The 19,879-nt window shown below is 64.8% G+C and carries 24 protein-coding genes and 2 tRNA genes; 10 read left to right on the forward strand and 16 right to left on the reverse strand.

All coding sequences use genetic code 11. The features are described 5' to 3' along the window. Nucleotides 1-73 precede the first annotated feature (73 nt). The 3 genes from popZ to J2X45_RS04775 all read right to left on the reverse strand — a co-directional run bounded on the left by popZ (nucleotide 74) and on the right by J2X45_RS04775 (nucleotide 2,888). The gene (gene popZ, locus J2X45_RS04765) at nucleotides 74-610 is read right to left on the reverse strand and encodes a pole-organizing protein PopZ (protein WP_310211856.1); all 537 of its coding nucleotides are present in this window, start codon (nucleotides 608-610) and stop codon (nucleotides 74-76) included. A gap of 128 nt (nucleotides 611-738) precedes the next feature. Next, complete coding sequence (locus J2X45_RS04770) at nucleotides 739-2,190, reverse strand: TolC family outer membrane protein (protein WP_310211858.1); 1,452 nt, start codon at nucleotides 2,188-2,190, stop codon at nucleotides 739-741. A 125-nt stretch (nucleotides 2,191-2,315) separates the two neighbouring features. Then, entirely contained in the window at nucleotides 2,316-2,888 is a 573-nt protein-coding gene (locus tag J2X45_RS04775; RefSeq protein WP_310211861.1) for a protein-L-isoaspartate O-methyltransferase, read from the reverse strand. Between the two features lie 294 nt (nucleotides 2,889-3,182). Here J2X45_RS04775 and J2X45_RS04780 point away from each other — a divergent pair, with 294 nt between their 5' ends. After that, a complete protein-coding gene (locus J2X45_RS04780; protein ID WP_310211863.1) occupies nucleotides 3,183-3,329 on the forward strand; it encodes a hypothetical protein in 147 nt (48 codons plus the stop codon). Nucleotides 3,330-3,373: 44 nt separating this feature from the next. Here J2X45_RS04780 and J2X45_RS04785 read toward each other — a convergent pair. The 3 genes from J2X45_RS04785 to J2X45_RS04795 form a co-directional block, all read right to left on the reverse strand. Continuing rightward, nucleotides 3,374-3,448 (reverse strand) — tRNA-Asn (locus J2X45_RS04785). Between the two features lie 135 nt (nucleotides 3,449-3,583). Continuing rightward, nucleotides 3,584-3,658 (reverse strand) — tRNA-Asn (locus J2X45_RS04790). A gap of 214 nt (nucleotides 3,659-3,872) precedes the next feature. Beyond that, nucleotides 3,873-4,577, reverse strand: a complete 705-nt coding sequence (locus J2X45_RS04795) for a glutathione S-transferase N-terminal domain-containing protein (protein ID WP_310212106.1) — start codon at nucleotides 4,575-4,577, stop codon at nucleotides 3,873-3,875. Nucleotides 4,578-4,741: 164 nt separating this feature from the next. On the opposite strand from J2X45_RS04795, the gene J2X45_RS04800 reads away from it, so the two are divergent. After that, complete coding sequence (locus tag J2X45_RS04800) at nucleotides 4,742-5,137, forward strand: hypothetical protein (RefSeq protein WP_310211867.1); 396 nt, start codon at nucleotides 4,742-4,744, stop codon at nucleotides 5,135-5,137. 1 nt (nucleotide 5,138) lies between these two features. Here J2X45_RS04800 and J2X45_RS04805 read toward each other — a convergent pair whose 3' ends face one another. From J2X45_RS04805 to J2X45_RS04815, 3 genes are read right to left on the reverse strand one after another with little or no spacing between them, the layout of a single operon-like run. Beyond that, nucleotides 5,139-5,576, reverse strand: a complete 438-nt coding sequence (locus J2X45_RS04805; RefSeq protein ID WP_310211870.1) for a VOC family protein — start codon at nucleotides 5,574-5,576, stop codon at nucleotides 5,139-5,141. A gap of 60 nt (nucleotides 5,577-5,636) precedes the next feature. After that, on the reverse strand, nucleotides 5,637-7,568 hold the full coding sequence (locus J2X45_RS04810) for an ABC transporter ATP-binding protein/permease (RefSeq protein ID WP_310211872.1): 1,932 nt from the start codon (nucleotides 7,566-7,568) through the stop codon (nucleotides 5,637-5,639). Beyond that, nucleotides 7,496-8,302 carry a hypothetical protein gene (locus tag J2X45_RS04815; protein ID WP_310211875.1) on the reverse strand — a complete coding sequence of 269 codons (807 nt, stop codon included), beginning with the start codon at nucleotides 8,300-8,302 and terminating at the stop codon, nucleotides 7,496-7,498. Before J2X45_RS04815 ends, J2X45_RS04810 begins: the two co-directional genes overlap by 73 nt. Nucleotides 8,303-8,374: 72 nt before the next feature. On the opposite strand from J2X45_RS04815, the gene J2X45_RS04820 reads away from it, so the two are divergent. Continuing rightward, nucleotides 8,375-8,983, forward strand: a complete 609-nt coding sequence (locus tag J2X45_RS04820; RefSeq protein ID WP_310211877.1) for a TIGR00730 family Rossman fold protein — start codon at nucleotides 8,375-8,377, stop codon at nucleotides 8,981-8,983. A 101-nt stretch (nucleotides 8,984-9,084) separates the two neighbouring features. Next, the gene (locus J2X45_RS04825) at nucleotides 9,085-9,393 is read left to right on the forward strand and encodes a CC_3452 family protein (protein WP_310211878.1); all 309 of its coding nucleotides are present in this window, start codon (nucleotides 9,085-9,087) and stop codon (nucleotides 9,391-9,393) included. 74 nt (nucleotides 9,394-9,467) lie between these two features. Here the strand turns inward: J2X45_RS04825 and J2X45_RS04830 are convergent, their stop codons facing one another. From J2X45_RS04830 to J2X45_RS04845, 4 genes are all read right to left on the reverse strand, one after another. Beyond that, nucleotides 9,468-9,605, reverse strand: a complete 138-nt coding sequence (locus J2X45_RS04830; RefSeq protein WP_310212109.1) for a hypothetical protein — start codon at nucleotides 9,603-9,605, stop codon at nucleotides 9,468-9,470. Nucleotides 9,606-9,959: 354 nt separating this feature from the next. Continuing rightward, nucleotides 9,960-11,099 (reverse strand): acyl-CoA dehydrogenase family protein, encoded by a 1,140-nt coding sequence (locus J2X45_RS04835; protein WP_310211879.1) that lies wholly within the window; start codon nucleotides 11,097-11,099, stop codon nucleotides 9,960-9,962. Nucleotides 11,100-11,225: 126 nt separating this feature from the next. Next, a complete protein-coding gene (locus J2X45_RS04840; protein ID WP_310211881.1) occupies nucleotides 11,226-12,440 on the reverse strand; it encodes an acyl-CoA dehydrogenase family protein in 1,215 nt (404 codons plus the stop codon). Between the two features lie 150 nt (nucleotides 12,441-12,590). Further along, nucleotides 12,591-13,481 carry a nicotinate-nucleotide--dimethylbenzimidazole phosphoribosyltransferase gene (locus tag J2X45_RS04845; RefSeq protein ID WP_310211883.1) on the reverse strand — a complete coding sequence of 297 codons (891 nt, stop codon included), beginning with the start codon at nucleotides 13,479-13,481 and terminating at the stop codon, nucleotides 12,591-12,593. A 90-nt stretch (nucleotides 13,482-13,571) separates the two neighbouring features. Here J2X45_RS04845 and J2X45_RS04850 point away from each other — a divergent pair, with 90 nt between their 5' ends. Together J2X45_RS04850 and J2X45_RS04855 are read left to right on the forward strand one after the other, a co-directional pair. Beyond that, nucleotides 13,572-13,796 carry a DUF1289 domain-containing protein gene (locus J2X45_RS04850; RefSeq protein ID WP_310211885.1) on the forward strand — a complete coding sequence of 75 codons (225 nt, stop codon included), beginning with the start codon at nucleotides 13,572-13,574 and terminating at the stop codon, nucleotides 13,794-13,796. A gap of 217 nt (nucleotides 13,797-14,013) precedes the next feature. After that, nucleotides 14,014-14,532 carry a TIGR02281 family clan AA aspartic protease gene (locus J2X45_RS04855; RefSeq protein ID WP_310211888.1) on the forward strand — a complete coding sequence of 173 codons (519 nt, stop codon included), beginning with the start codon at nucleotides 14,014-14,016 and terminating at the stop codon, nucleotides 14,530-14,532. A 1-nt stretch (nucleotide 14,533) separates the two neighbouring features. Here J2X45_RS04855 and dusA read toward each other — a convergent pair whose 3' ends face one another. After that, nucleotides 14,534-15,562, reverse strand: coding sequence for a tRNA dihydrouridine(20/20a) synthase DusA (gene dusA, locus J2X45_RS04860; RefSeq protein WP_310211890.1), 1,029 nt, complete (start codon nucleotides 15,560-15,562; stop codon nucleotides 14,534-14,536). Between the two features lie 89 nt (nucleotides 15,563-15,651). Between dusA and J2X45_RS04865 the strand changes: the two genes are divergently transcribed. Then, nucleotides 15,652-16,746, forward strand: a complete 1,095-nt coding sequence (locus J2X45_RS04865) for a site-specific integrase (protein WP_310211893.1) — start codon at nucleotides 15,652-15,654, stop codon at nucleotides 16,744-16,746. On the opposite strand, the gene J2X45_RS04870 is transcribed toward J2X45_RS04865, so the two are convergent. After that, on the reverse strand, nucleotides 16,743-17,120 hold the full coding sequence (locus J2X45_RS04870) for a hypothetical protein (protein WP_310211895.1): 378 nt from the start codon (nucleotides 17,118-17,120) through the stop codon (nucleotides 16,743-16,745). The genes J2X45_RS04865 and J2X45_RS04870 overlap by 4 nt on opposite strands. A gap of 181 nt (nucleotides 17,121-17,301) precedes the next feature. Here J2X45_RS04870 and J2X45_RS04875 point away from each other — a divergent pair, with 181 nt between their 5' ends. The 3 genes from J2X45_RS04875 (at nucleotide 17,302) to J2X45_RS04885 (ending at nucleotide 19,027) form a co-directional block, all read left to right on the forward strand. Beyond that, on the forward strand, nucleotides 17,302-18,189 hold the full coding sequence (locus J2X45_RS04875; protein WP_310211896.1) for a DNA-processing protein DprA: 888 nt from the start codon (nucleotides 17,302-17,304) through the stop codon (nucleotides 18,187-18,189). Then, a complete protein-coding gene (locus J2X45_RS04880; protein ID WP_310211898.1) occupies nucleotides 18,186-18,833 on the forward strand; it encodes a hypothetical protein in 648 nt (215 codons plus the stop codon). Before J2X45_RS04875 ends, J2X45_RS04880 begins: the two co-directional genes overlap by 4 nt. 68 nt (nucleotides 18,834-18,901) lie before the next feature. Further along, nucleotides 18,902-19,027, forward strand: a complete 126-nt coding sequence (locus J2X45_RS04885; RefSeq protein ID WP_310211901.1) for a hypothetical protein — start codon at nucleotides 18,902-18,904, stop codon at nucleotides 19,025-19,027. Here the strand turns inward: J2X45_RS04885 and J2X45_RS04890 are convergent. Further along, on the reverse strand, nucleotides 19,024-19,569 hold the full coding sequence (locus J2X45_RS04890; protein WP_310211903.1) for an antirestriction protein ArdA: 546 nt from the start codon (nucleotides 19,567-19,569) through the stop codon (nucleotides 19,024-19,026). The two genes, J2X45_RS04885 and J2X45_RS04890, sit on opposite strands and share 4 nt — an antisense overlap. Between the last annotated feature and the right edge of the window lie 310 nt (nucleotides 19,570-19,879).

Consider the following 19,879-nt stretch of genomic DNA (forward strand, 5'->3'; position numbering starts at 1 on the left):
TTTCTGAAGGATTGAGCAACGAAAAAGGCGGCCGCCGCAGCGACCGCCTCGATTTTCCGACGGTTCGGAAGCTTTAGGCGCCGCGCCCCCGAGAGATGCGCTGCACTTCTTCCTCGACCTTGGTCTCGACGATGCGCGGCAGGTTCTGGTCCAGCCACTCCTTGAGCAGCGGACGCAGCAGCTCGCGTACGACGTCTTCCAGCGTACGCCCGTCCTTGGGCATCAGCAGGGCCGAGCTCAGGCTACCGAAGGCGCTGGCGGCGGCCGACGCGGCCGAAACACCGACCAGTTGGTCAGCGACCTCGTCGCGATCGAACACAGGCGCGGCGGGCGGCGGCGTGTAGGCGGGCTCGGGCTCAGGCTCAGGCGGTGAATAGATGTCGATATCACCGACAGTCTCGAGCGGCGGCAGCTCGGGCTCCGGCGTGATCGGGTCCGTCAGCTCCAGAACGTCGTCGTCGAACGACACCGGCTCGGGCTCAGGCTCCGGCTCTGGCGGCGGAGGCGCCGCTTCGGCCGCAGGCTCCGCCGGCGCGTCATCCTCCGAGATGATGCGTCGAATGGAGGCGAGGATTTCCTCCATTGTAGGTTCTTGAGACTGATCGGACATGTGCGGGGCCGTCGTAAAGAGGTACGAATCCTTGCGCGCCTTGGGGCGCGCTTAGCCGCGATGGTGCAGACTTACGCGTGTTAAGCAAGCGCAAGTCCGCGCCTGGGCGGAATCGACGCGGTTCGAACCTACTTCGACGCGTCCTTCGGCTTAGTCGAAGCCGCGCCGACGCTGTCGATCGCTTGCACCACCGGCTCCCACGGCACCCAGCCCACGCCACGCGTGACGCGGTTGTAGGAAGCTTTCGGATCGTACGCGGCGGTTGCCGACGACAGCTTCGCCACATCCAGCTGGCCCATGGCCTGCAGGACGACGGCGCCGGCCAGGTATTCGTCGCGACGGGCCGAGACCAGCGCCAGCTCAGCGTTGGACAGTTCCAACTGAGCGTTCAGCACGTCCAGGGTGGTGCGCAAACCAACCTGCTGCTCCTGACGCACGCCTTCGAAGGCGATACGGGTCGCACGGACCTGCTCTTCGTTCGACACGAGACCCGCGCGAGACGCCAGGAGGTTGCTCCACGCGTTGGAGACCTGCTGGATCGCCGTGCGTTTAGCGCCTTCCACGGCGCTTCGGGCGGCGTTTTCACGCTCCGTGGCGGCGCGAACCTGCGAGGTCGTCAGACCCCCGGTAAAAAGCGGAATTGAAGCGGTGATCGCACCGGAGACGCTGCGATCGTAGTCGTCGAACTGGCTGCCGACGCCCGAGCGCTTGTCGGCGGCGTAACCAACCGAAGCGCGCGCCGAAACCGTCGGACGATAGCCAGCCTTGGCCACGGCCACACGCGCTGCGGCGGCCTCCTCGTTGAACTTCGCGGAGGCCACCCCCGGATTGGTCGTCTGCGCGGCCTCAAAGGCTTGATCAACGCTGACCGGAAGCAAACCGGCGAGGCTCGGCTCCGGAGCCAGTTCGCCCGGGGTCTGCCCCACGACGGCGGCGTAGGCGGCGCGACTCACTTCAAGCTGCGCCTGCGCCGCTGACAGCGCGGCCTTGGCCGAGGCCAGTCGCGCCTGCGACTGCGCGACGTCAGTTCGGGTGATCTCGCCAACATCGAAGCGCGCGTTCGACTCGTCGAGCTGCCGCTGCAGAACCGCGACGCTTTCCTTTGCGATGCGAAGGCGTTCTTGGTCGCGGCGGACGTCGACATAGGCCTGGACGACACTAACCAGCACGCTCTGCTCAACCGACCGGAGCCCCTCGCGCGCCGACAACACGTCAGCTTCGGCAGCGCTGACGCTCGCGGAGGCGCGGCCGCCCGTGTAGAGCGGCTGGCTGATCGACAGAGCCGCGCTGCTGCCAGAGACTCTTACGTTTGCGCCCGAAGCGGCGGGGTTGGTCTCCGAGCCGGTGATGTCGGCGGTGGCCCCGATGGTCGGACGAAAGCCCGTCTTGGCCTGGACGACGCCTTCATCCGTCACCCGCGCGCTGGCGCGCTGTTGCTGCAGCGTAGGATTGGTCTGATAGGCGAGCGCGATCGCATCGGCGAGGGTCTCGGCGTTCGCGACGGAAAAGGCCCCAGCCAGGAGGCCAGCGCTGCAAGCGGCGGCCAGCAACCCGGCCCGTCGACGGTACGACATCAACATTCTATCCCCAATCACGCGAAGCCCGCGCTCGCCACAATATGATCGCGTGTAAGTCGCTCCGCCAGTCGTCGCCAGTTAAGCTTTTTTCACGCAAACGTTGCGGCGGCTCGCCCGAGCCCACGATGTCAGAAGCTGAAGCCAGTCTCGGCTTCGAAGCCGGCCAGAACCGGCGGCGCGGCGTCAAACGCGGCGCGACGGCCGACACCGTCTTCCGCGCGTAGGTAAATCGCGGCGCGGCCGACCGGACCGGTGCGCTCGACGACACCCAAGCGCCCGCCATGCGCTAAGGCCTCTTGCCAAGCCTTGGGGGCCACGGCGACGGCGCCTTCGCAAATGATCACGTCGTATGCGCCGGCGGGTACTGTTTTGAGGTCATCGCCGTCGTGCCGCGTGACCGAAAGTCCCATCTTCTCCAGAACCGCAGCTGCATAGGGCGCGGCGATGGCAAGGGCGGTCTCGCCTTCACGCGGCTTCAGCGCCTGCAACAGTTTGCCGACCTCCCGAGGACGCAGGAGCCAGCGCCCGGGCGCGTACTCAATATCGGCGTCGGCGTAGGCGAGGTAAGCCTTCGAGGCCGGCACAACGCGTTCGCGCGCCACGACACGCAGGGCGTCCTGCAACGGCAGGTCGGTCACGTCGGCGGTGCGAATTTGGCTCTCGACCATGTTCAGCCGCGCGGCGGCGAAGTCGGTGCTCATGGAATCCCTCGAAGGACTGGACTTTCGAGCAGGCTTATAGGTCCGCCGCTCGTCGAAACGCAATGCGATCCCAGACCTCAGCGCCGTAAAGCCCCCTCGCCTGAGGTTGGAAAATCATCACACGGCGGCGGACGGAGACGCTCATAGAGCAAATCAGGAGCGATCGAGCTTTCAATTAAGCGTTGTCATGGAAGCTTGGTTGATCCCCCATACGCTAAGCAACATAAGGTTTCTTCGCCGACATGATCGGCGACGGAGGAAATCGCTCGCAGCACGACGAATTGGGGTTCTGTCATGCATAGTGCGCCGATCGTGATCATCCTCGCGGTGATCGCCTTAGTGCTGATCTACTTCCTGCCGTGGATCGACGAAAAGCTGAAGCGCGCTTACGGCCGCTGGCGTCGCAAGCAGCGTGAACGGCGGCAAGAGCGGATGCGCTGACGTTTGAGCTTGTTGGCGCGTTAGTCGACAACGCCGTCGGTGAGTGGCTCCGCGGGTAGGATTCGAACCTACGACCAGCCGGTTAACAGCCGGCTGCTCTACCACTGAGCTACCGCGGAACAGGTCGCTCTCAAGAGAGGGCGGGAGATAGCTATCTCACCGAGTCGATGCAAGCCAGAAAAACGCGCAACACCGCACGCGACCGCGCGGACGCGCCGACAGGGGAACATACTGATTTTCGGGAAATCAGAGAGTGGCTCCGCGGGTAGGATTCGAACCTACGACCAGCCGGTTAACAGCCGGCTGCTCTACCACTGAGCTACCGCGGAACAGGTCGCTCTCAGAAGAGGCCGCGTGATAGCCGCCTCATGGCGCCGATGCAAGCGCCGAATCCAAAAAAAGCAGCCCGGCTTTGCGGCCGGGCTGTGGAAGTCAGTGATGGTGGGTGCCTTCAAAGAAGACAGGCAAAAAATCGCCTGATTATGGTTAATCAGGACTTAATTCTTAACGCCGCGACCAAAAGGTCGCAGGACCAGCAAAGCTTCAAGCGCGTGCTGGGATTTGCAATCCGCGCTGGACCGCCGGACGGGCGAGCCCCGCCGCCAACCAACGCGGGACATTCTGAAGATCGCCGTAGTCAACGAGGTCGCCCGCCTCATAAAAGCCGATCAGATTCCGGACCCAGCCAAGGGTCGCGATGTCGGCGATCGTGTAGTCGTCGCCCATGATCCATGGCCGCTCAGCCAGCCTCCCCTCCAGCACGCCCAGCAACCGCTTTGACTCCGCAGCATAGCGTTGCAGGGGTCGCCTATCCTCGTATTCGCGGCCGGCGAACTTATGGAAGAAGCCTAGCTGTCCAAACATCGGGCCGATGGCGGCCATCTGGAAGAAAACCCATTGCAGGGTTTCGTAGCGAGCCGTCGGCTCTGTCGGCAAAAACTTTCCGGTCTTCTCCGCGAGATAGACCAGGATGGCTCCGCTCTCGAACAGCGCGATCGGCCTCCCCTCGGGCCCAAAGGGATCGATGATGGCGGGGATCTTGCCGTTGGGATTGAGCGACAGATACTCCGCGCCCCAGGTCTCGTTCTTCCCGATGTCGATCAGGTGCGGCTCGTAGGGCAGTCCGGTCTCCTCCAGCATGATTGAGACCTTCACACCGTTCGGCGTCGGTAGCGAATAGAGCTGGATCTCCTCAGGCCTCGCGGCGGGCCAGCGCTGAGTAATCGGAAAAGCGGACAAGTCGGACATGGGTAATCCTTGGGGCGAGCGCAGAACGGCCGCCTCCATCTGGAGACTCCACATTTGATTTTCCAGGCGCCCCGAAACGGGGAGAGCAGGCTCTGTCGCCTTTGATCGCAGAGCGAACATCGCTATCCGATAGAAACCACACGCTCGGGGGGGCGCGATTTTTCATGACGACAGCCGATGACCATTGGCCGACGACTCTTCAACGCGTCGTCGGTGCGCTGAGATTCGAGATTGAAGATCCTGGCCGCAGCCAGTTGCAGATCCGCGCAAAGTCGAAGGACGACGCCAGCCAACTCCCAGCTCTGGTGACCTTGGCGCTTCAAGCGGCGTTGGAGATGGATCGCCGGGTGGCCAACGCCGATCCCGAGCCGCCCGTCGATCGGGCCACCATTCTGGCCCGCAAGGATCTCGCGCGCGCCATGACGGACGGCGCTCATAGTATGTTGCTCACAGGATACGCCACAGCGTACCGACTTGAACTGGCGCGCGTTCTCTGGGCCGGGATCGCGGATGCGCCGCGTCGCCGGCTGGAGGAGCTGGCTCGGCCGCAGGCCTCCTGACCTACCAGGCGCCCACGTTCGGCATAGAGGCCCAAGGCTCGGCTGCCGGCAGATCGCCGTCCTGCAGCAGTTCGATGGAGATGTTGTCGGGCGAGCGCACAAAGGCCATGTGACCGTCGCGCGGCGGGCGATTGATCGTTACGCCCATGTCCATAAGGCGCTGGCAGGTCTCGTAGATGTTGTCGACCCGGTAGGCCAGGTGGCCGAAATTGCGACCGCCGCCGTACTCCTCGTCGTCCCAGTTGTAGGTCAGCTCGACTAGCGGCGCCTTGCGCGCCTTTGCCAGTTCGACGTCCTCCGGAGCAGCGAGGAAGACCAGGGTGAAGCGGCCCTTCTCGTTCTCCATGCGATACATTTCCTGCAGGCCAAGGCCGTCGCAGTAGAACCGCAGCGAGGCGTCCAGGTCGCGAACGCGGATCATCGTGTGCAGATAGCGCATGGCGGTGCTCCAGGAAGTTGGTTGATGGCGATATAGGTCCCGCAGAGCCGGCGGCAATCCCTAAACCGGTTCGCGTTCACGGGTCTGACGACGCCAGAGTGCGGCGTACTCTCCCCCGGCGGCCAGCAGGGCCTCGTGGCGACCGCGCTCAACGACCTTGCCTCGGCGAAGCACGACAATCTCGTCGGCGTCGGCGATCGTGGAAAGGCGGTGCGCCACCACAAGGGTCGTGCGCCCAGCCCTCGCCTTGCGCAAGGTCGCCTGGATGGCCGCTTCGGTGCGACTGTCGAGCGCACTGGTCGCCTCATCCAGGATGAGCACGCGCGGCTCGGCCAGCAGCGCGCGGGCGATCCCAACGCGTTGGCGCTCACCGCCCGACAGCTTCAAGCCACGCTCGCCGACCTTGGTCGCCATGCCTTCCGGGAGACTGCGGATAAAATCGCCGAGCTCGGCCGCTTCAGCGGCCGCCCAGACTTCGCTTTCACTAACCTCGGGCTTGGCGAAGGCGATATTGGCCGCGAGGGTGTCGTTGAATAGCGCCACATCCTGCGGCACCAGCGCGACGGCCTTGCGCAGCGACGCCTGGGTCAGGGTCTTGAGGTCTTGGCCGTCCAGCGTGACCCGTCCAGCTTGAGGATCGATCATCCGCAACGCCAGGCGCACCAGGGTTGTCTTTCCGGCTCCCGAAGGTCCCACAATCGCAACGGTGGAGCCTGGTGCTACGGTGAGCGACACCTCGCTGAGCCCCTCAGATCGCGCGCCATGGCGGAACGAGACCGTTTCGAAGGCCACAGCTCCGCCACGCTGGTCGGCGCACGGCGGCAGATCCTTGGCGTCCGGCGCGTCGGCCACGTCGGCCGATTGCCGGCGAAGATTCAACATCGCTTCCATGTCGATCAGCGACTGGCGGATCTCGCGGTAGGCAAAGCCCAGAATGTTCAGCGGGGCATAGAGGTTGATCAGAATCAGTACGGCCGCCGTGACGTCGCCGGGGCCCATCCGGCCATGTGCGGCTTCCGATCCCGCCAGCACCGCCATGACGCCCAAACCGACGCTCATGACCGCCGATTGGACAAGGTTCAGCAGGTTCAGAGACTGCGCCGCCTTGATGTTAGCCCGGCCATAGACGTCCAGCGCGCGCTCATAGCCCGCCACCGCCCGCGCCTCGCCGCCGAACGACTTGACCGTCTCATAGTTCAAGAGGGCGTCGACCGCGCGACCGGCCGCCTCAGCGTCGGCCTCGTTCAGAGCGCGGCGATGACCGATCCGCCAGTCCGAAATGGCGAAGGTCAGGTAGCCGTAAATGGCGACCGTCACCAGCGCCACCGCAGCGAACCGCCAGTCATAGGCCTTGGCCAGTACGGCGGCGGCCAGGATCAGCTCGATCCCGGTCGGCGCCAGGTTGAACACCAGGCTGCGCAGCAAGAAGTCCATTGACCGTGCGCCGCGATCGATGACCCGCGACAGAGAACCGGTGCGCTTGGACTGATGGAAATCGATCGACAGGGACAGAGCGTGCGAGAAGGTCTCGACCGCTGCGCGGTTCTGCGCCGCCTGGGCCACGGGCGTGAAGATCGTGTCGCGCGCCTGAGGCGCTGCGGCCGAAATGAAACGCACCAGAGCCCAGCCCGCCGCAAGGCTTGCGAAGGTCAGGGCGATCGTCACCGCCACGCCTTGCCCCGCGGACAACCGGTTCACCGCTTCGCCCAGCATCAGCGGCGCGAGCACGCCGAGCACCTTGCCCACCAAGGTCAGCAGCAGCGCGACAGCGACCCGCCAGCGCAAGCCTGGCGCATTGGACCGCAGCACCAAGCGCGCAAGATCGCCCATCGCTTTCCAGAAGCGAACAGGCTGGTCAGCCTTGGCGATCGCTCCGGCGACCGCTTCACGGCCGGGCGATGGCGGCCCGCCCAGGCCTCTCATCGACGACTGTCCTGGATGAGTAGGGTGGTCTGGACGCCGCCGCCCGGCGTCACCCAGTCGATTCGCCAACCTGTCGCGACACGTTCGGACCGAACGGGACCCGAGGTGAGCGCCAAGGGTGGCGTCGCCGGGATCGTCACCTGATCCTCGCCCCCCTCCCCGCCCACCTGGACGTCGTGAGCGCTCCGAGACATCGGGTCCTTCAACGCCACGAAGAAGCGGCCGGCGTCATCCGCGCGACCGCCGCCGCTGACGACGCGGTCAACCCGGACATTCAAGCCCGCGCCAGGCGCGGCGACACCCGAGACAACAGCGCCGCCCGCGCGATCGATGTCGACCGCCAAAATTCTGGGCGCGTTCGACGTCGGGGCCAGCCGCCACGCGCCGGCGCCCGCGCGGAGCAGAGCGACGTGCCCCTCCTCCGAGACCATGACATAGCCTTCGGCCTGCACCGTACGACCGTCACGGGTCATGGAAAGGCCGAACAAGCGAACGCCCGCCTGTATCGGCACGACAACCGCCCACCGCCCCTCGCCGTCCGCCTTGCCCAAGACGACCTCCCCCTCGGGCGAGCCCAGACGAAGGTCAGCGTTTGGCAACGCCACGCCCGCCAGGGTTAGGCGCCCGCCGGCTCGCTGAACGCTCTCAAGCGCCGGCGGCGGGAGATAGCCCGCTTCGGCGCTATCCGCCTTCTCCGAGCGCTTGGAGTCGCTCGACGCTCCACGATCACAAGCCCCCAGCAGCGTCGCTGCGGCGAGCACTGAGATCGATAGCTTGAAACCCCGTGAGCGAATCCTGATCATGCGGCCTCAAATAGGAACGAACCGGTGGCGCGCGATCCCCGTGCGCCATTGTCTTTTTTGGAGTGGACGACGATGTCCCACGAGTCCAGGCGCCTGGACGCTGTCTGCGTCTATTGCGGCTCGTCGAACGACGCCGACCCGGCCTATGTCGCCGCGGCGTTCGCCGTCGGCGAAAGTTTCGCCAAGGCCGGTTTGAAGCTGGTCTATGGCGGCGGCGGCGTGGGATTGATGGGGGCCGCGGCTCGGGGCGCTCACGCGGCCGGCGGGGCGGTTCTGGGGATTATTCCAACCTTCCTGCGCGGTCGAGAACAACCCTTCGACGACGTGGAGACTGTCATCGTCGACAGCATGCACGAGCGAAAGATGATGATGTTCGAGCGTTCGGACGCCTTCGTCGTGTTGCCCGGCGGCATCGGCACCCTGGAAGAGATTGTCGAACTGCTATCTTGGCGCCGTTTAGATCTTCACCAGAAGCCGATTGTGTTCCATAACCCCGGCGGCTTCTGGGACCCGCTGTTCGCCCTGATCCGGCACACGATCGACCGAGGCCTAACCCCACCCGATCTCGCGAGCGCTTGGCGTTCTGTCGAAAGGGCCGAGGACGTGACGCCCGCCCTTCTGGCTTGGGACACCGAAATCTACCAATCGGGCGCGCCAGAAACGCTTCGGCGCTTGACTTAGTTTTCAAAGAAAACGCACTATGCCCGGAGGTGCGCGGCGCTCCCGATCGCGCGCTCATGCGCTGGAACTCCCATCCAGCGCGGGGATAGGAGACTGTAGGAATGCGTACCGCTATTTTCGCGGGCCTTTTGGCCTGCGCGCTCGTCTCGCCGGCCTTCGCCGCAGACACCGAGGGCGCCTCGCTCAAGCTGAAGACGGCCCTGACGACCGAGTCGTTCATTCACGATGGTTCGGCCTGGCGCTGCGTCGGCGACACCTGCACGACGGCCAAGGCCCGTTCCCTGCCGGCCGCTCGCGCCTGCCGCAAACTGGCCGCCCAAGTCGGTGAGCTGACGGCGTTCACCTATCGCGGCGCCGCGATCGAAGGCGAAGCGCTGGCCGAGTGCAACACGGCCGCCAAAAAGGGCTAAGGCCCTTCGGCGAACCCAAAAAGCAGAGGCCTCCGCCCTAGCTGGCGGAGGCCTTATTTTTTCGGTGACGTTCGCTACTTTCGCCCAGATTTCGGCGCGGAGGACTTCGGCGGTTTCGAACTGGGCCTGCCGCCCACAAGCATGCCGCCCAGCAAGGCGAACGAAAGCATGGCGTGGTTCATCTTCGATACGTTCATGGCGGCGTCTCCCAGATAGTGCCGTTAGGACCAGGAGACGCGCGCGGCTTACAGGGGCTTTCACCCTCCTAGTCGTCAGCGCGTCGTCGCCAAGAATGCGCGCATGGCGCGACCTTGCAAGCTAAATTAGTCCGTATAGAGATCATGTCCGCATGCGGATGAGCTGAGGAGAGACACCTGAAAAGCTTCGGAATTTTAGTCCGCACACTGTCAGTTCTGCGACAGGCTTTGCAGCGCCGGCATTTCCCGATCTCCGAAGCTGAGAACAGCTGACACCTGCTCCAGATGACTACCACGCAAAGCAAAGCCGCCCGCGTCGCGATGACGCAGGCGGCCTCTGCAGTTCAATCCGTTGGTCCGTAGACGGCCTTAGGCGGCCGCGTCGAACGACAGAGATTCATAGCGCTTCAGGTGATGATCGACCGAGCCGAACAGGCCTTCGATCATCGTCGCGCGCTTGAAGTAGTGGCCGATCGCCAACTCGTCGGTCATGCCCATGCCGCCATGGATCTGAATGGCGTTCTGGCCGACGAACTTGCAGGCGCGACCGATGCGGACCTTCATCGCCGAGACGGCCTTGGCGCGCTCGGCGGCGCTCTCGCCGACCTTGATGGTGGCCATATAGGTCATCGACACCGACTGTTCGACCTCGATGAACATGTCGACCATCCGGTGCTGCAGCACCTGGAAGTTGGCGATCGAGGTGCCGAACTGCTTGCGCTGCTTGGCGTAGTCGAGGGTGCCCTCGTGCAGTTTGCGCAGCACGCCGACAGCCTCGGCGCCCACGGCGGCGGTGGCTTCGTCCATGACCTGCTCGACCAGCGCCAGGCCGCTTTCCGAGATCAGGGCCTCGGCCGGGATCGAAACGTTCTCGAAATAGACTTCCGAAGCGCGGTTGCCGTCGACCGTGGGATAGTCGCGGGTCACGACGCCCGACAGGCTCTTGTCGATGATGAACACGCCCACGCCGCCGGCGTCGCGCTGGGCGCCGGCCGTGCGGGCCGTCACGATCAGGTGCGTGGCGAACGGCGCGCCGACCACCACAGCCTTGTGACCGTTCAGGACCCAGCCCGAGCCGTCCTTCTTGGCGGTCGTCTTCAGATCCTGCCAGGTGTAGCGGGCCTGCGGTTCGGCATAGGCGAAGGCGATGGTCGTCGAGCCGCCGACGATGCCCTCGATGACCGACGCCGCGCCGGCGTAGCCCGAGTGCTTCATGAAGCCGCCGCCGATCACCACGGTGCCCAGATAGGGCTCGATGACGAGCGCCTTACCGAACTCTTCCATGATGATCATGTTGTCGATGGCGCCGCCGCCGAGGCCGCCCAGTTCCTCGCTGAACGAAGCGCCCAGGATGCCCAGCTCCTCGGCGAAGGCCTTCCAGTAGTCGGCGCGCCAGCCGGCGTCCGAGCTGACGATCTTGCGGCGGGTGTCGAAGTCGTACTTGTCCTGAAGGAAGCTCGCGACGGAGTCGCGGACCATCGACTGCTCTTCTGTGAAGTTGAAATCCATCCCTGGGTTTCCGTTCTTTTTGATTGTCATCCCGGCCGCAGCAAAGCGGAGCGCCGGGATCGTCAAAGTCAGTGAATTGGGTGGTCCCGGGTCACGCCTCCGGCGCGCCCGGGATGACAGCCTGCGCTAGAGCCCCAGCACCATCTTGGCGATGATGTTGCGCTGGATTTCGTTCGAGCCGCCGTAGATCGACGTCTTGCGGACGTTGAAATAGGTCGGGGCGGAGCGGTGGGCGAAGTCCGGACCGATCGGATGGGCGTTGTCGCCGTCCTTCGGGAAGCCGCGGAAATAGGGCGCGCCGTAGTGGCCGGCGGCCTCCAGCACCAGTTCGGTGATCCGCTGCTGGATTTCGGTGCCCTTGATCTTCAGGACGCTGGATTCCGGCCCGGGGCCCTTGCCGGCGGCTTCGCCCGCCAGGGTGCGCAGCTCGGTGTACTCTAGCGCCGTCAGGTCGATCTCAAGTTCGGCGACCTTGCGCTTGAACATCGGATCCTTGATCAGCGCGTCGCCGTCGTCGCTCAGCTCCGTTGAGGCGATCTGGCGGATGCGCTCGATGCCGCGCTTGGAACGTGCCACGCCAGCGATGCCGGAGCGCTCGTGGGCCAGCAGGAACTTGGCGCAGGTCCAGCCTTTGTTCTCTTCATAGATGCGGTTCTCGACCGGCACCTTGACGTTCTCGAGCCAGACCTCGTTGACCTCGTGCTCGCCGCCCAGGGTGATGATCGGACGCACAGTGACGCCCGGCGACTTCATGTCGATCAACAGGAACGAGATGCCTTCCTGGATCTTGGCGTTGGGGTCGGTGCGGACCAGGCAGAAGATCCAGTCACCGTGCTGGGCCATGGTGGTCCAGGTCTTCTGGCCGTTGACCAGATAATACTCCTTGCCGTCATCGCCGGTGAAGCGCTCGGCCTTGGTCTTGAGGCTGGCGAGGTCGGAGCCGGCGCCCGGCTCGCTGTAGCCTTGCGACCACCAGATGTCGCCCGAAAGCGTCGCCGGCAGGAAGCGTTCCTTCTGCTCGGGCGTGCCGAAGGTGTAGATCACCGGGCCAACCATGTTGATGCCGAACGGCAGGATCGGCACGCAGTCGGCGCGCGCGGTCTCTTCCGACCAGATGTAGCGCTGCACCGAGGTCCAGCCCGGACCGCCGTATTGCGTCGGCCAGGCCGGAGCCACCCACCCCTTCTTGGCGAGAACGCGGTGCCAGGAGAGGAAATCCTCCTTGGCCATCTCCTCGCCTTCTTCCTGCTTGTCGCGCAGCCCGGCCGGATAGTTCTCGGCGATGAAGGCGCGAACCTCGTCGCGGAAGGCGAGGTCCTCGGGCGAGAAGTCGAGATTCATGGCGAGCTCCCGTTCAATCGGTCCCTCGGATGGGGGCCGTTATTGCGTTTCGGGAGTCATGATATGGGTCGAACGCCCGTTTGGAAAGATGACGTTAGCGTCAACGGAAGTGAATATTATCCGCGTTCACTTAAGCCCTCTCGAACGCCCCTACCGGACCTCGCAAGCCAGCTTCACCAAAGCCAGCGCCGAAACGCCGCCGACGCCCTCCTCGTCGTTGGTTTCGAGGGTCAGGAGCGGGGACTTGCCAAGCCGCGCCAGCAACCTGGCGTGCCCAGTCGCCGGACTCACGTGCGCTGCGAGACAGTGGTCGATCGCCGTCGCCTCGATCGCCTGAACAATCGCGGCGGCTGCGCAGGCGGCGTAACCGTCAAGCAGCACGGGGACTTTCTGGACGCGCGCGGCCAGGATGGCCCCAGCCACGGCGGCGGTCTCCCGACCGCCCAACTGGCGGAGGATCTCAAGCGGATCATCGCCCATCCCCTCGCCCCGGGCTCGCGCGACGGCTGCGGAGACAGGCTCCGGATCATCCGACCAGTCCGACGCCTCGCCGCCAAACAGCGCCAGGCAGACAGCAGCCGCGGTGCGCGCAGGCTCGGCGACGATGACGCCGGGGATCAGCAGATCGGGTTGCTTGGCCAGAGCCTCCATGCCGAACGCCATCGTGGCGGCCGCCTCTTTCTCACTCATCGAGGCCTTGGCCACCATGTCCGGCGAAGGCCGGTCAATCGCCAGGTCGAAGGCTTCCAGGCCCGCGCCCTGAACGCCGGCCAGGCGGGAAACGGTCGCCCCCCCGGCCGCAATCGCCTCCAGACGCTCCCGCGCCCACCCCCGAGGGCCCACGCCCTGACGGGCGCCGGCGTAAAGCGCGACGACCGGCCGATTGACGGCGGGCGGAGTCTTGCCGGACCAGGCCGTCAACCAAGCCGAAGTTTCGGCCAGACGCCCACCCTGTCCGAGCGTCGGCGACGGTCCCGGCTGCGGCGGCGAGATCGCGAGCTGGCGAATGTCAGAGAAGGGAGAAGCGGTCTGGTCGGTCATGGGGCGGACTTAAACCGGTCCTCGCCCAAAGCAAGCCCCCTCCCCCGCAAACCCTTGCGCCCGCAGCGGCGAACGGGAATGCTGAGAAGCATGACGACGAGCGCCCAACCCCCACGCCCTATTGTCACCCCCTGCGTAAAGGTCTGCGCTGTCGACGGCGCTTCCGGGTATTGCCTAGGCTGTCGCCGAACCCTGCCCGAAATCGCCGGGTGGGCGCGCCTCACCGACGCTGAACGCGACGCGGTGATGGCCGCGCTGCCCCATCGCCCCGACCCGATGGTCGCGCTGATGGCTTCAACGCAAGGACCTCGGTGACCCGAGCGAAAGCGTCACCTAGAATAACTGGCTCTTAGCTTAAGGAACGATCCATAGTTCACCGAACCCTAGGACAAAATGAGTTACACGAACGCTTCGTTATTATTTCAGTAACCAATTTCAAAAATTAGCACTCCCGATTCATCCATTGAAAACGCCTCGCCGCTAATCATTCAGGCAACGATCGCAGAAGCGGTCTCAAGGCCTACAAGGCAGGGTGTCTTCTATGTTGAGGTTCGCGGTCATCGCCCTTGTCGGGGCCCTGTCGGCGGTCGGCGCCGCGAAAGCCGTCGTCTCGCTGGACGACCTGCGTCATCCGCAACTTCGCGCACCGTCGGCCGCGACGGCGACCCTTGGCGGAGCCGAAGGCGGCGCAGCCCAGCTTTCCAAAGACAGCGATGGCCACTTCTGGGCCCAGGGCAATGTTGACGGCAAGGCCGTGCGGTTCCTGGTCGATACGGGCGCGACCGCCGTTTCGCTCAGCATGGCCGACGCCCAGCGCTTGGGCATCGACACCAGCCGGCTCACCTACGACTACAATGTGATCACCGCTGACGGCCGCACCCGCGCCGCCGCCGTGAAGCTGGCCAGCGTCTCCATAGCCGGCGCCCGGGTCCGCGACGTCGACGCCCTCGTCATCGAGAAGGGCCTGGAAAACTCGCTGCTGGGCATGAGCTATCTGGGTCGCCTGTCACGGTTCGAAGCCACCCAAACCTCGCTGATCCTGCACCCCTGAACTATTCGGCCGCCGGGACCGACCGCTCCTCGCGCGACGCCAAGGCGACTCGAACGGCCTCTAGAGCGCGGTCCACCACGTCCAGACCGGCGCCCGCCTTGACGCCCTCAACCGTCAAAATCCGCCGCCAGGCGCGCGCGCCGGGCAGGCCATGGAACAGACCCAGCATGTGTCGGCTCATCGCCGCCAGATGCGTTCCGGCGGCCAACTCCCGCGCGAGGTAGGGCTTGTAACGCTCAACAGCCTGGAAGCTGTCGACATCATCGACGTCGAGCCCGAACACGCGACGGTCCACCTGCCCGAGCAAGCCCGCCTCGTGATAGGCCGCGCGCCCGAGCATGACCCCATCCACGCCCTTCGCCAGGTGCTCCAACGCGGCGTCGACGCTCGGCACGCCGCCATTGATCGCGATCGTCAGGCCGGGGCGCTCGCGCTTCAACCGATAGACGAGATCGTAGTCGAGCGGCGGGATGTCACGGTTCTCCTTGGGCGACAGCCCCTGGAGCCAAGCCTTGCGCGCATGTACGACGAAGGTCTCGATCCCGGCCGCCGCGCAGCGATCGACCAGCGTGAAAAGACTGTCCTCGGGATCCTGGTCGTCGACGCCGATCCGGCATTTCACCGTGGCCGGAACCTGCACAGCATCCTTGATCGCCGCCATGCACTCGGCCACCAGATCGGGCTCGCGCATCAGACAGGCGCCGAACCGGCCGCTTTGGACACGATCCGAAGGGCAGCCGACATTCAGGTTGACCTCGTCGTATCCGAAATCCTCGGCGATCCGCGCCGCCTGCGCCAACTCGACCGGGTCCGAACCACCCAACTGCAACGCGACCGGATGCTGGCCGGGGTCATAGCCCAGCAGCTTGTCGCGATCCCCATGCACCACCGCGCCGCTGGTGACCATCTCGGTGTAGAGGAGCGCCTGCGACGAGAGCACGCGATGCAGTGACCGGCAGTGCCGATCCGTCCAGTCCATCATCGGAGCCGTAGAGAATCTATGAGCTTGAAATTTCATATTTTTTATCATAGTATCAACGAGTTGGACACGTAGAGAAACCGCCGAAAACACGCCGTTCCACGCAGATTTTCTCCACCGTCCGACGCCTCAATGTTCACATGGCGTACACGAAAATGGCCACCTTTGTGAATCTGCCGTCCGGGTCATGGCGGGCCATCATCCGTCGGAAGGGGCGCTATATAAGCGAGACCTTCAAGCTGCGCGAGGACGCGCGGCGTTGGGCCACGGCTCAAGAGCGCGCGATCGACAAGGGCAGCACGCCGAAGAAGACATACATCGCCGATAAGACGTCCCTCGGGCATCTGATCGATCTGCACATCCAGGACATGGCCGACGCCCGGAAGCGTGTGGGACGGACCAAGCTCGAAGCGCTGCTTCACTTGCGCCGCACGATCGGTGAAACGCCCTACGCCAAGATCGATCGGCAATTCATCATCGATTTTGGTCGCGCGCGCGCCCGTGGGGGCACAGGCCCCGTGACGGTCGGCATGTACGTCGGCTGGATCAAGCTGGTGTTCGCCCACGCCTCGGCGGTGCACGAGATCGACACCAAGCTCGAACCTATCGAGAAGGGCCGCCTGGCGCTCAAACACCTCGGATTGATCGGCAAGAGCCAGGAGCGCGATCGTCGCCCGACCCAGGAGGAGTTGGAGCGCCTCTTCGCGGCGTTCGACAACAATCCTTGGCAACGCAATCCGATGACCCGGATCATTCAGTTCGCGATCGGCACGGCCATGCGCCAGGACGAGATTTGCCAGATCACCTGGAGCGACCTTGATGTCCGCGCCAGAACGGTGATCATCCGCGATCGCAAGGACCCACGCGACAAATACGGCAACGACCAGCGCGTCCCGCTCGTCGACATCACCGGCTACGACCCGCTAGGCCTAATCGAGGCCCAGCGCGCGATCCGGACCAATGCCGACAATCGCATCTTCCCCTATACGGCCAACGCGATCAGCGCCGCCTTCACCCGCACCGCCGCAAAGCTGAAAATCGACAATCTCCATTTCCATGACATGCGCCACGAGGCCACCAGCCGCCTGTTCGAGGCTGGCCTAAAGCTCGAGCAGGTCGCGCTGATCACGGGACACAAGGACTGGAAGATGCTGCGGCGCTACACACACATTAAAGCCACAGCCGTCCACGCCGCGGCCGCCCTACTCCCAACCTGGACAGATCCGGACGACTAATCGACAGCGGTCGGGCGCGGCTTTTTCCGATCCGCCGCATCGGCCGTTTCGAGCAACTGGCGCGCCAGATCGCGCAGCGCTTGCGGCGTGGTGGTGATGTAGGCGGACTTTCTGTGTCCCCGAACCTGGTCCGGCGCCTGGGTGGTCAATTCCGCGCGGATCTCAACGCGCCCGAGCAGCACTGGCCGCGCCTCGAACACCAAGGAGCGTTTCCCCCACTGATTGTCCTCGTGGTCGAATTGCACACCGCCCGCTCCAGGCATGGCGCCGCTGCCCTTGGGGCCAATAGCGTAGGCCTGATGCTCGGACCGCGCTTGGATCTCCTGCTGGTGCTCGATGGCCCAACGCTCAAGATGGGGGTCTTTGGCGCTCATAGGTCAAAGGTAGCGCATTCGCTTCCAGGCCCATAGAGCCCCCCTGCCCAGCGGACCTGCCAGCAGGAGGCGCGCCTTGGAGCGGTTTGTATCAGGCGATCCGGTCCTGGTCTCAAACTCGCCTCGCTAGCCTTCTAGGGTGCTGATGTCGTAGCTTCAGACCTGCGGAATGAGAGACTCAATGCAACTGGCGCTCAGGAGCGATGGACCCGCCCTATCGGCGATTTCGCCGAGGCTCGAAATCGGCGCCTATGAAGCGCTGTGGCTGGAACCTGGCGCGACGTTCAAGACTCTCGCTGACCGCTTCGCCGCCGATCCCAGCGCCCTGCCCTCTGACTTCGTCGCTCCGACAATCGCCAACGAAGCCGCCGACGCAGTCTTTGCGGCGATGAAGCGCGCCGGCGTGCATCAGTTTGGTGTCCGGCTGCATCACGCTGGTGACTATCCGAAGAAACTACGCGACGCCCGCCATCCGGTGGAGATGCTCTATTATCGTGGCGGATGGGAGCTGACCGAAACACGATCGATCGCCATCGTCGGCAGCCGCAAGGCCACGCCGGAGGGCCGCCAACGCGCCGCGCGCCTGGCGCGGGAGTTCGTGCGCCGCGACTTTACGGTCGTATCTGGCCTGGCTGAAGGCATCGACACGGCCGCCCATACGGCGGCGCTCGAGGCCGGCGGGCGCACCATCGCTGTGATCGGCACGCCGCTCAATTCGGTCTACCCTAAAGCCAACCGCGACCTGCAAGAGACCATTGCTCACGAGCACCTGGTCGTTTCACAGGTTCCCGTGCTGCGCTATGCGCGCCAAGGCCCTCAGCAGAACCGCCTCTTCTTCCCTGAGCGCAATGTGACGATGAGCGCCCTGACCGAAGCGACGGTGATCGTTGAGGCGGGCGAGACGTCCGGAACACTGACCCAGGCCCGCGCGGCCGTCCATCAAGGCCGCAAGCTCTTCATTCTCGACTCCTGCTTCCACAATCGCGAGATCACCTGGCCCGAGCGATATCTGAAGGAAGGCGCGATCAGGGTTCGATCGCCCGACGATATCTGGGCGGCGCTCGATTGACGCTGCGGCTTTCGCGGATCGACGCCAGTAACATCCTCGACCACCCGAGGCTGGTTGAAAGCGACACCTGCCTTTATGTCTACGAGTACACCAGCGGGCGCAATTACGCGTTCAGCCAGACCAATAACCTGATCAACAACCTCAAAAAGCGCCCCAGCACGGCGAGCCCAGCCGAGCTACGCTACAAGGCCGGCGCCATAGCCGATTGCGCGAAGCTGTTCGCCGATACGCTAAACCCCGAGTGGCTCGATATCGCCACCCTTGTTCCGGTCCCCGGCTCGAAGGCGGCGGACCATCTAGACTTTGACGATCGAATGGCGCGGGTTTTGCGAGGAATTCGGCCGGGCCTGGACATGCGCGAGCTTGTCCGCCAGCGCACCTCCACCGTGGCGGCGCACGAGGCCGCCCCGGGCGAACGCATTTCGGTTCAGGCGCTGATCGACGACTATGAGATCGTCGAGGCCCTCGCCGAACCGCCGCCGCGTCAGATCGGGATCTTTGACGATGTTCTCACCGCAGGGACGCACTTTCGGGCGATGCACTCTGTCCTTTCGCAGAGGTTTCCAGGCGTCCCCATCACAGGCTTGTTCGTAGCGCGCCGGGTTTTTCCTCCCGAGCACGGACAGGCTGCGCAATTCACCTGATCGCATAGCGGCGCGCGACGCCTAGCTCACGCCTAGCGCCGCCCGTCTCAAGCTCCTAACCTCTACCGATGCCTCCTCGCCTTCGCCCGACCGCCCGTCTTCTAACCCCCGCCGGGTGGGCAGGCCTCGTCACCCTGGCGCTGCTGGTCGTCGGCGCGGCCGCCGCTGTCCTGACGGCCCTGTCCCGCGTCTAGCGCGTCCAGAAAACGTGAACCTGATCGTGAGCGGTCTCGATCGTGAAGACCTCGCCGTTCAGTCGCGCATCGCGAGCCATGGCCTCGTAGTCGATGTAGAGCCGTAGGGCCTGCGGGATGTCGACCGTCTCCTCGGTCAGCGCCTGCAAGCTGTCAGCGAGACTTGAAAAGCAGCCGCGATACTGGTCGTCGAGCGCGGCGCCCGCCGCCTCCAAATCTCCCCCGACCTGCGCCAGCACCAAGGCGCCAAACCGCCCCCGCGCGCGCAGGAAGCTTGCGATCTCGACCACCCGCGCGATCCCCGCATATTCGGCGATCTCGACCCCGCCAAATCCCTCGTGATCGTGGATCGCGAACTCTTCGGCCATGGGCTCAGGCGAGGCCTCCAGCATCGACCGGATCGCGGCCCAGACCGCATCGGCGTCGCCCCCGACCTCGATCCAGGCCCCATGCAGAACGCCCGCGTTATAGGCGGCCAGACACGCCACGTAGATACGGGGCGCCAAAGCTTCAAAGCCAAGATCATCAACAACTTGTCCCATGATCCTCATCCTTCAAGTCAGGGGTTCGTACACACGAACCCTTGCCCGTCGGCGAGACCGGGGGTGCAAGCGGAGGGGCGGCTTCGCGGGGACCCGGCTGCAGGGCGGCAAGGCCGACCGAAGCTGGGCGGAAGCCGATCCGAAGCGCGCCAGGGGCGGCGCCCCAAGCCCCGGCTTTGGCGAACGCCAAAGCCCCTCAAAACCATGAAGCCCGCCAGGAGACCGCGCTGGCGCGGTCGGGAAGCGGCGTTGAGCGCGCGGCGGCGGCTCTTAAGCCTGGCTTGAGAGCCGCCCGTCAGGGGCGCGCCCG

Source organism: Caulobacter sp. BE264, from assembly GCF_031457805.1.
Classification (GTDB): Bacteria; Pseudomonadota; Alphaproteobacteria; order Caulobacterales; family Caulobacteraceae; genus Caulobacter.

Excerpts from the sequence above, each read along its gene's own strand:
- J2X45_RS04845 (WP_310211883.1), bottom strand. The coding sequence starts at position 13,481 with ATGACCGACCAGACCGCTTCTCCCTTCTCTGACATTCGCCAGCTCGCG.
- J2X45_RS04805 (WP_310211870.1), bottom strand. The coding sequence starts at position 5,576 with ATGCGCTATCTGCACACGATGATCCGCGTTCGCGACCTGGACGCCTCG.
- popZ (WP_310211856.1), bottom strand. The coding sequence starts at position 610 with ATGTCCGATCAGTCTCAAGAACCTACAATGGAGGAAATCCTCGCCTCC.
- J2X45_RS04770 (WP_310211858.1), bottom strand. The coding sequence starts at position 2,190 with ATGTTGATGTCGTACCGTCGACGGGCCGGGTTGCTGGCCGCCGCTTGC.
- J2X45_RS04815 (WP_310211875.1), bottom strand. The coding sequence starts at position 8,302 with ATGATCAGGATTCGCTCACGGGGTTTCAAGCTATCGATCTCAGTGCTC.
- J2X45_RS04870 (WP_310211895.1), bottom strand. The coding sequence starts at position 17,120 with ATGAGCGCCAAAGACCCCCATCTTGAGCGTTGGGCCATCGAGCACCAG.
- J2X45_RS04840 (WP_310211881.1), bottom strand. The coding sequence starts at position 12,440 with ATGAATCTCGACTTCTCGCCCGAGGACCTCGCCTTCCGCGACGAGGTT.
- dusA (WP_310211890.1), bottom strand. The coding sequence starts at position 15,562 with ATGATAAAAAATATGAAATTTCAAGCTCATAGATTCTCTACGGCTCCG.
- J2X45_RS04820 (WP_310211877.1), top strand. The coding sequence starts at position 8,375 with ATGTCCCACGAGTCCAGGCGCCTGGACGCTGTCTGCGTCTATTGCGGC.
- J2X45_RS04885 (WP_310211901.1), top strand. The coding sequence starts at position 18,902 with ATGCCTCCTCGCCTTCGCCCGACCGCCCGTCTTCTAACCCCCGCCGGG.
- J2X45_RS04795 (WP_310212106.1), bottom strand. The coding sequence starts at position 4,577 with ATGTCCGACTTGTCCGCTTTTCCGATTACTCAGCGCTGGCCCGCCGCG.
- J2X45_RS04835 (WP_310211879.1), bottom strand. The coding sequence starts at position 11,099 with ATGGATTTCAACTTCACAGAAGAGCAGTCGATGGTCCGCGACTCCGTC.
- J2X45_RS04850 (WP_310211885.1), top strand. The coding sequence starts at position 13,572 with ATGACGACGAGCGCCCAACCCCCACGCCCTATTGTCACCCCCTGCGTA.
- J2X45_RS04825 (WP_310211878.1), top strand. The coding sequence starts at position 9,085 with ATGCGTACCGCTATTTTCGCGGGCCTTTTGGCCTGCGCGCTCGTCTCG.
- J2X45_RS04800 (WP_310211867.1), top strand. The coding sequence starts at position 4,742 with ATGACGACAGCCGATGACCATTGGCCGACGACTCTTCAACGCGTCGTC.
- J2X45_RS04865 (WP_310211893.1), top strand. The coding sequence starts at position 15,652 with ATGGCGTACACGAAAATGGCCACCTTTGTGAATCTGCCGTCCGGGTCA.
- J2X45_RS04775 (WP_310211861.1), bottom strand. The coding sequence starts at position 2,888 with ATGAGCACCGACTTCGCCGCCGCGCGGCTGAACATGGTCGAGAGCCAA.
- J2X45_RS04875 (WP_310211896.1), top strand. The coding sequence starts at position 17,302 with ATGCAACTGGCGCTCAGGAGCGATGGACCCGCCCTATCGGCGATTTCG.
- J2X45_RS04890 (WP_310211903.1), bottom strand. The coding sequence starts at position 19,569 with ATGGGACAAGTTGTTGATGATCTTGGCTTTGAAGCTTTGGCGCCCCGT.
- J2X45_RS04780 (WP_310211863.1), top strand. The coding sequence starts at position 3,183 with ATGCATAGTGCGCCGATCGTGATCATCCTCGCGGTGATCGCCTTAGTG.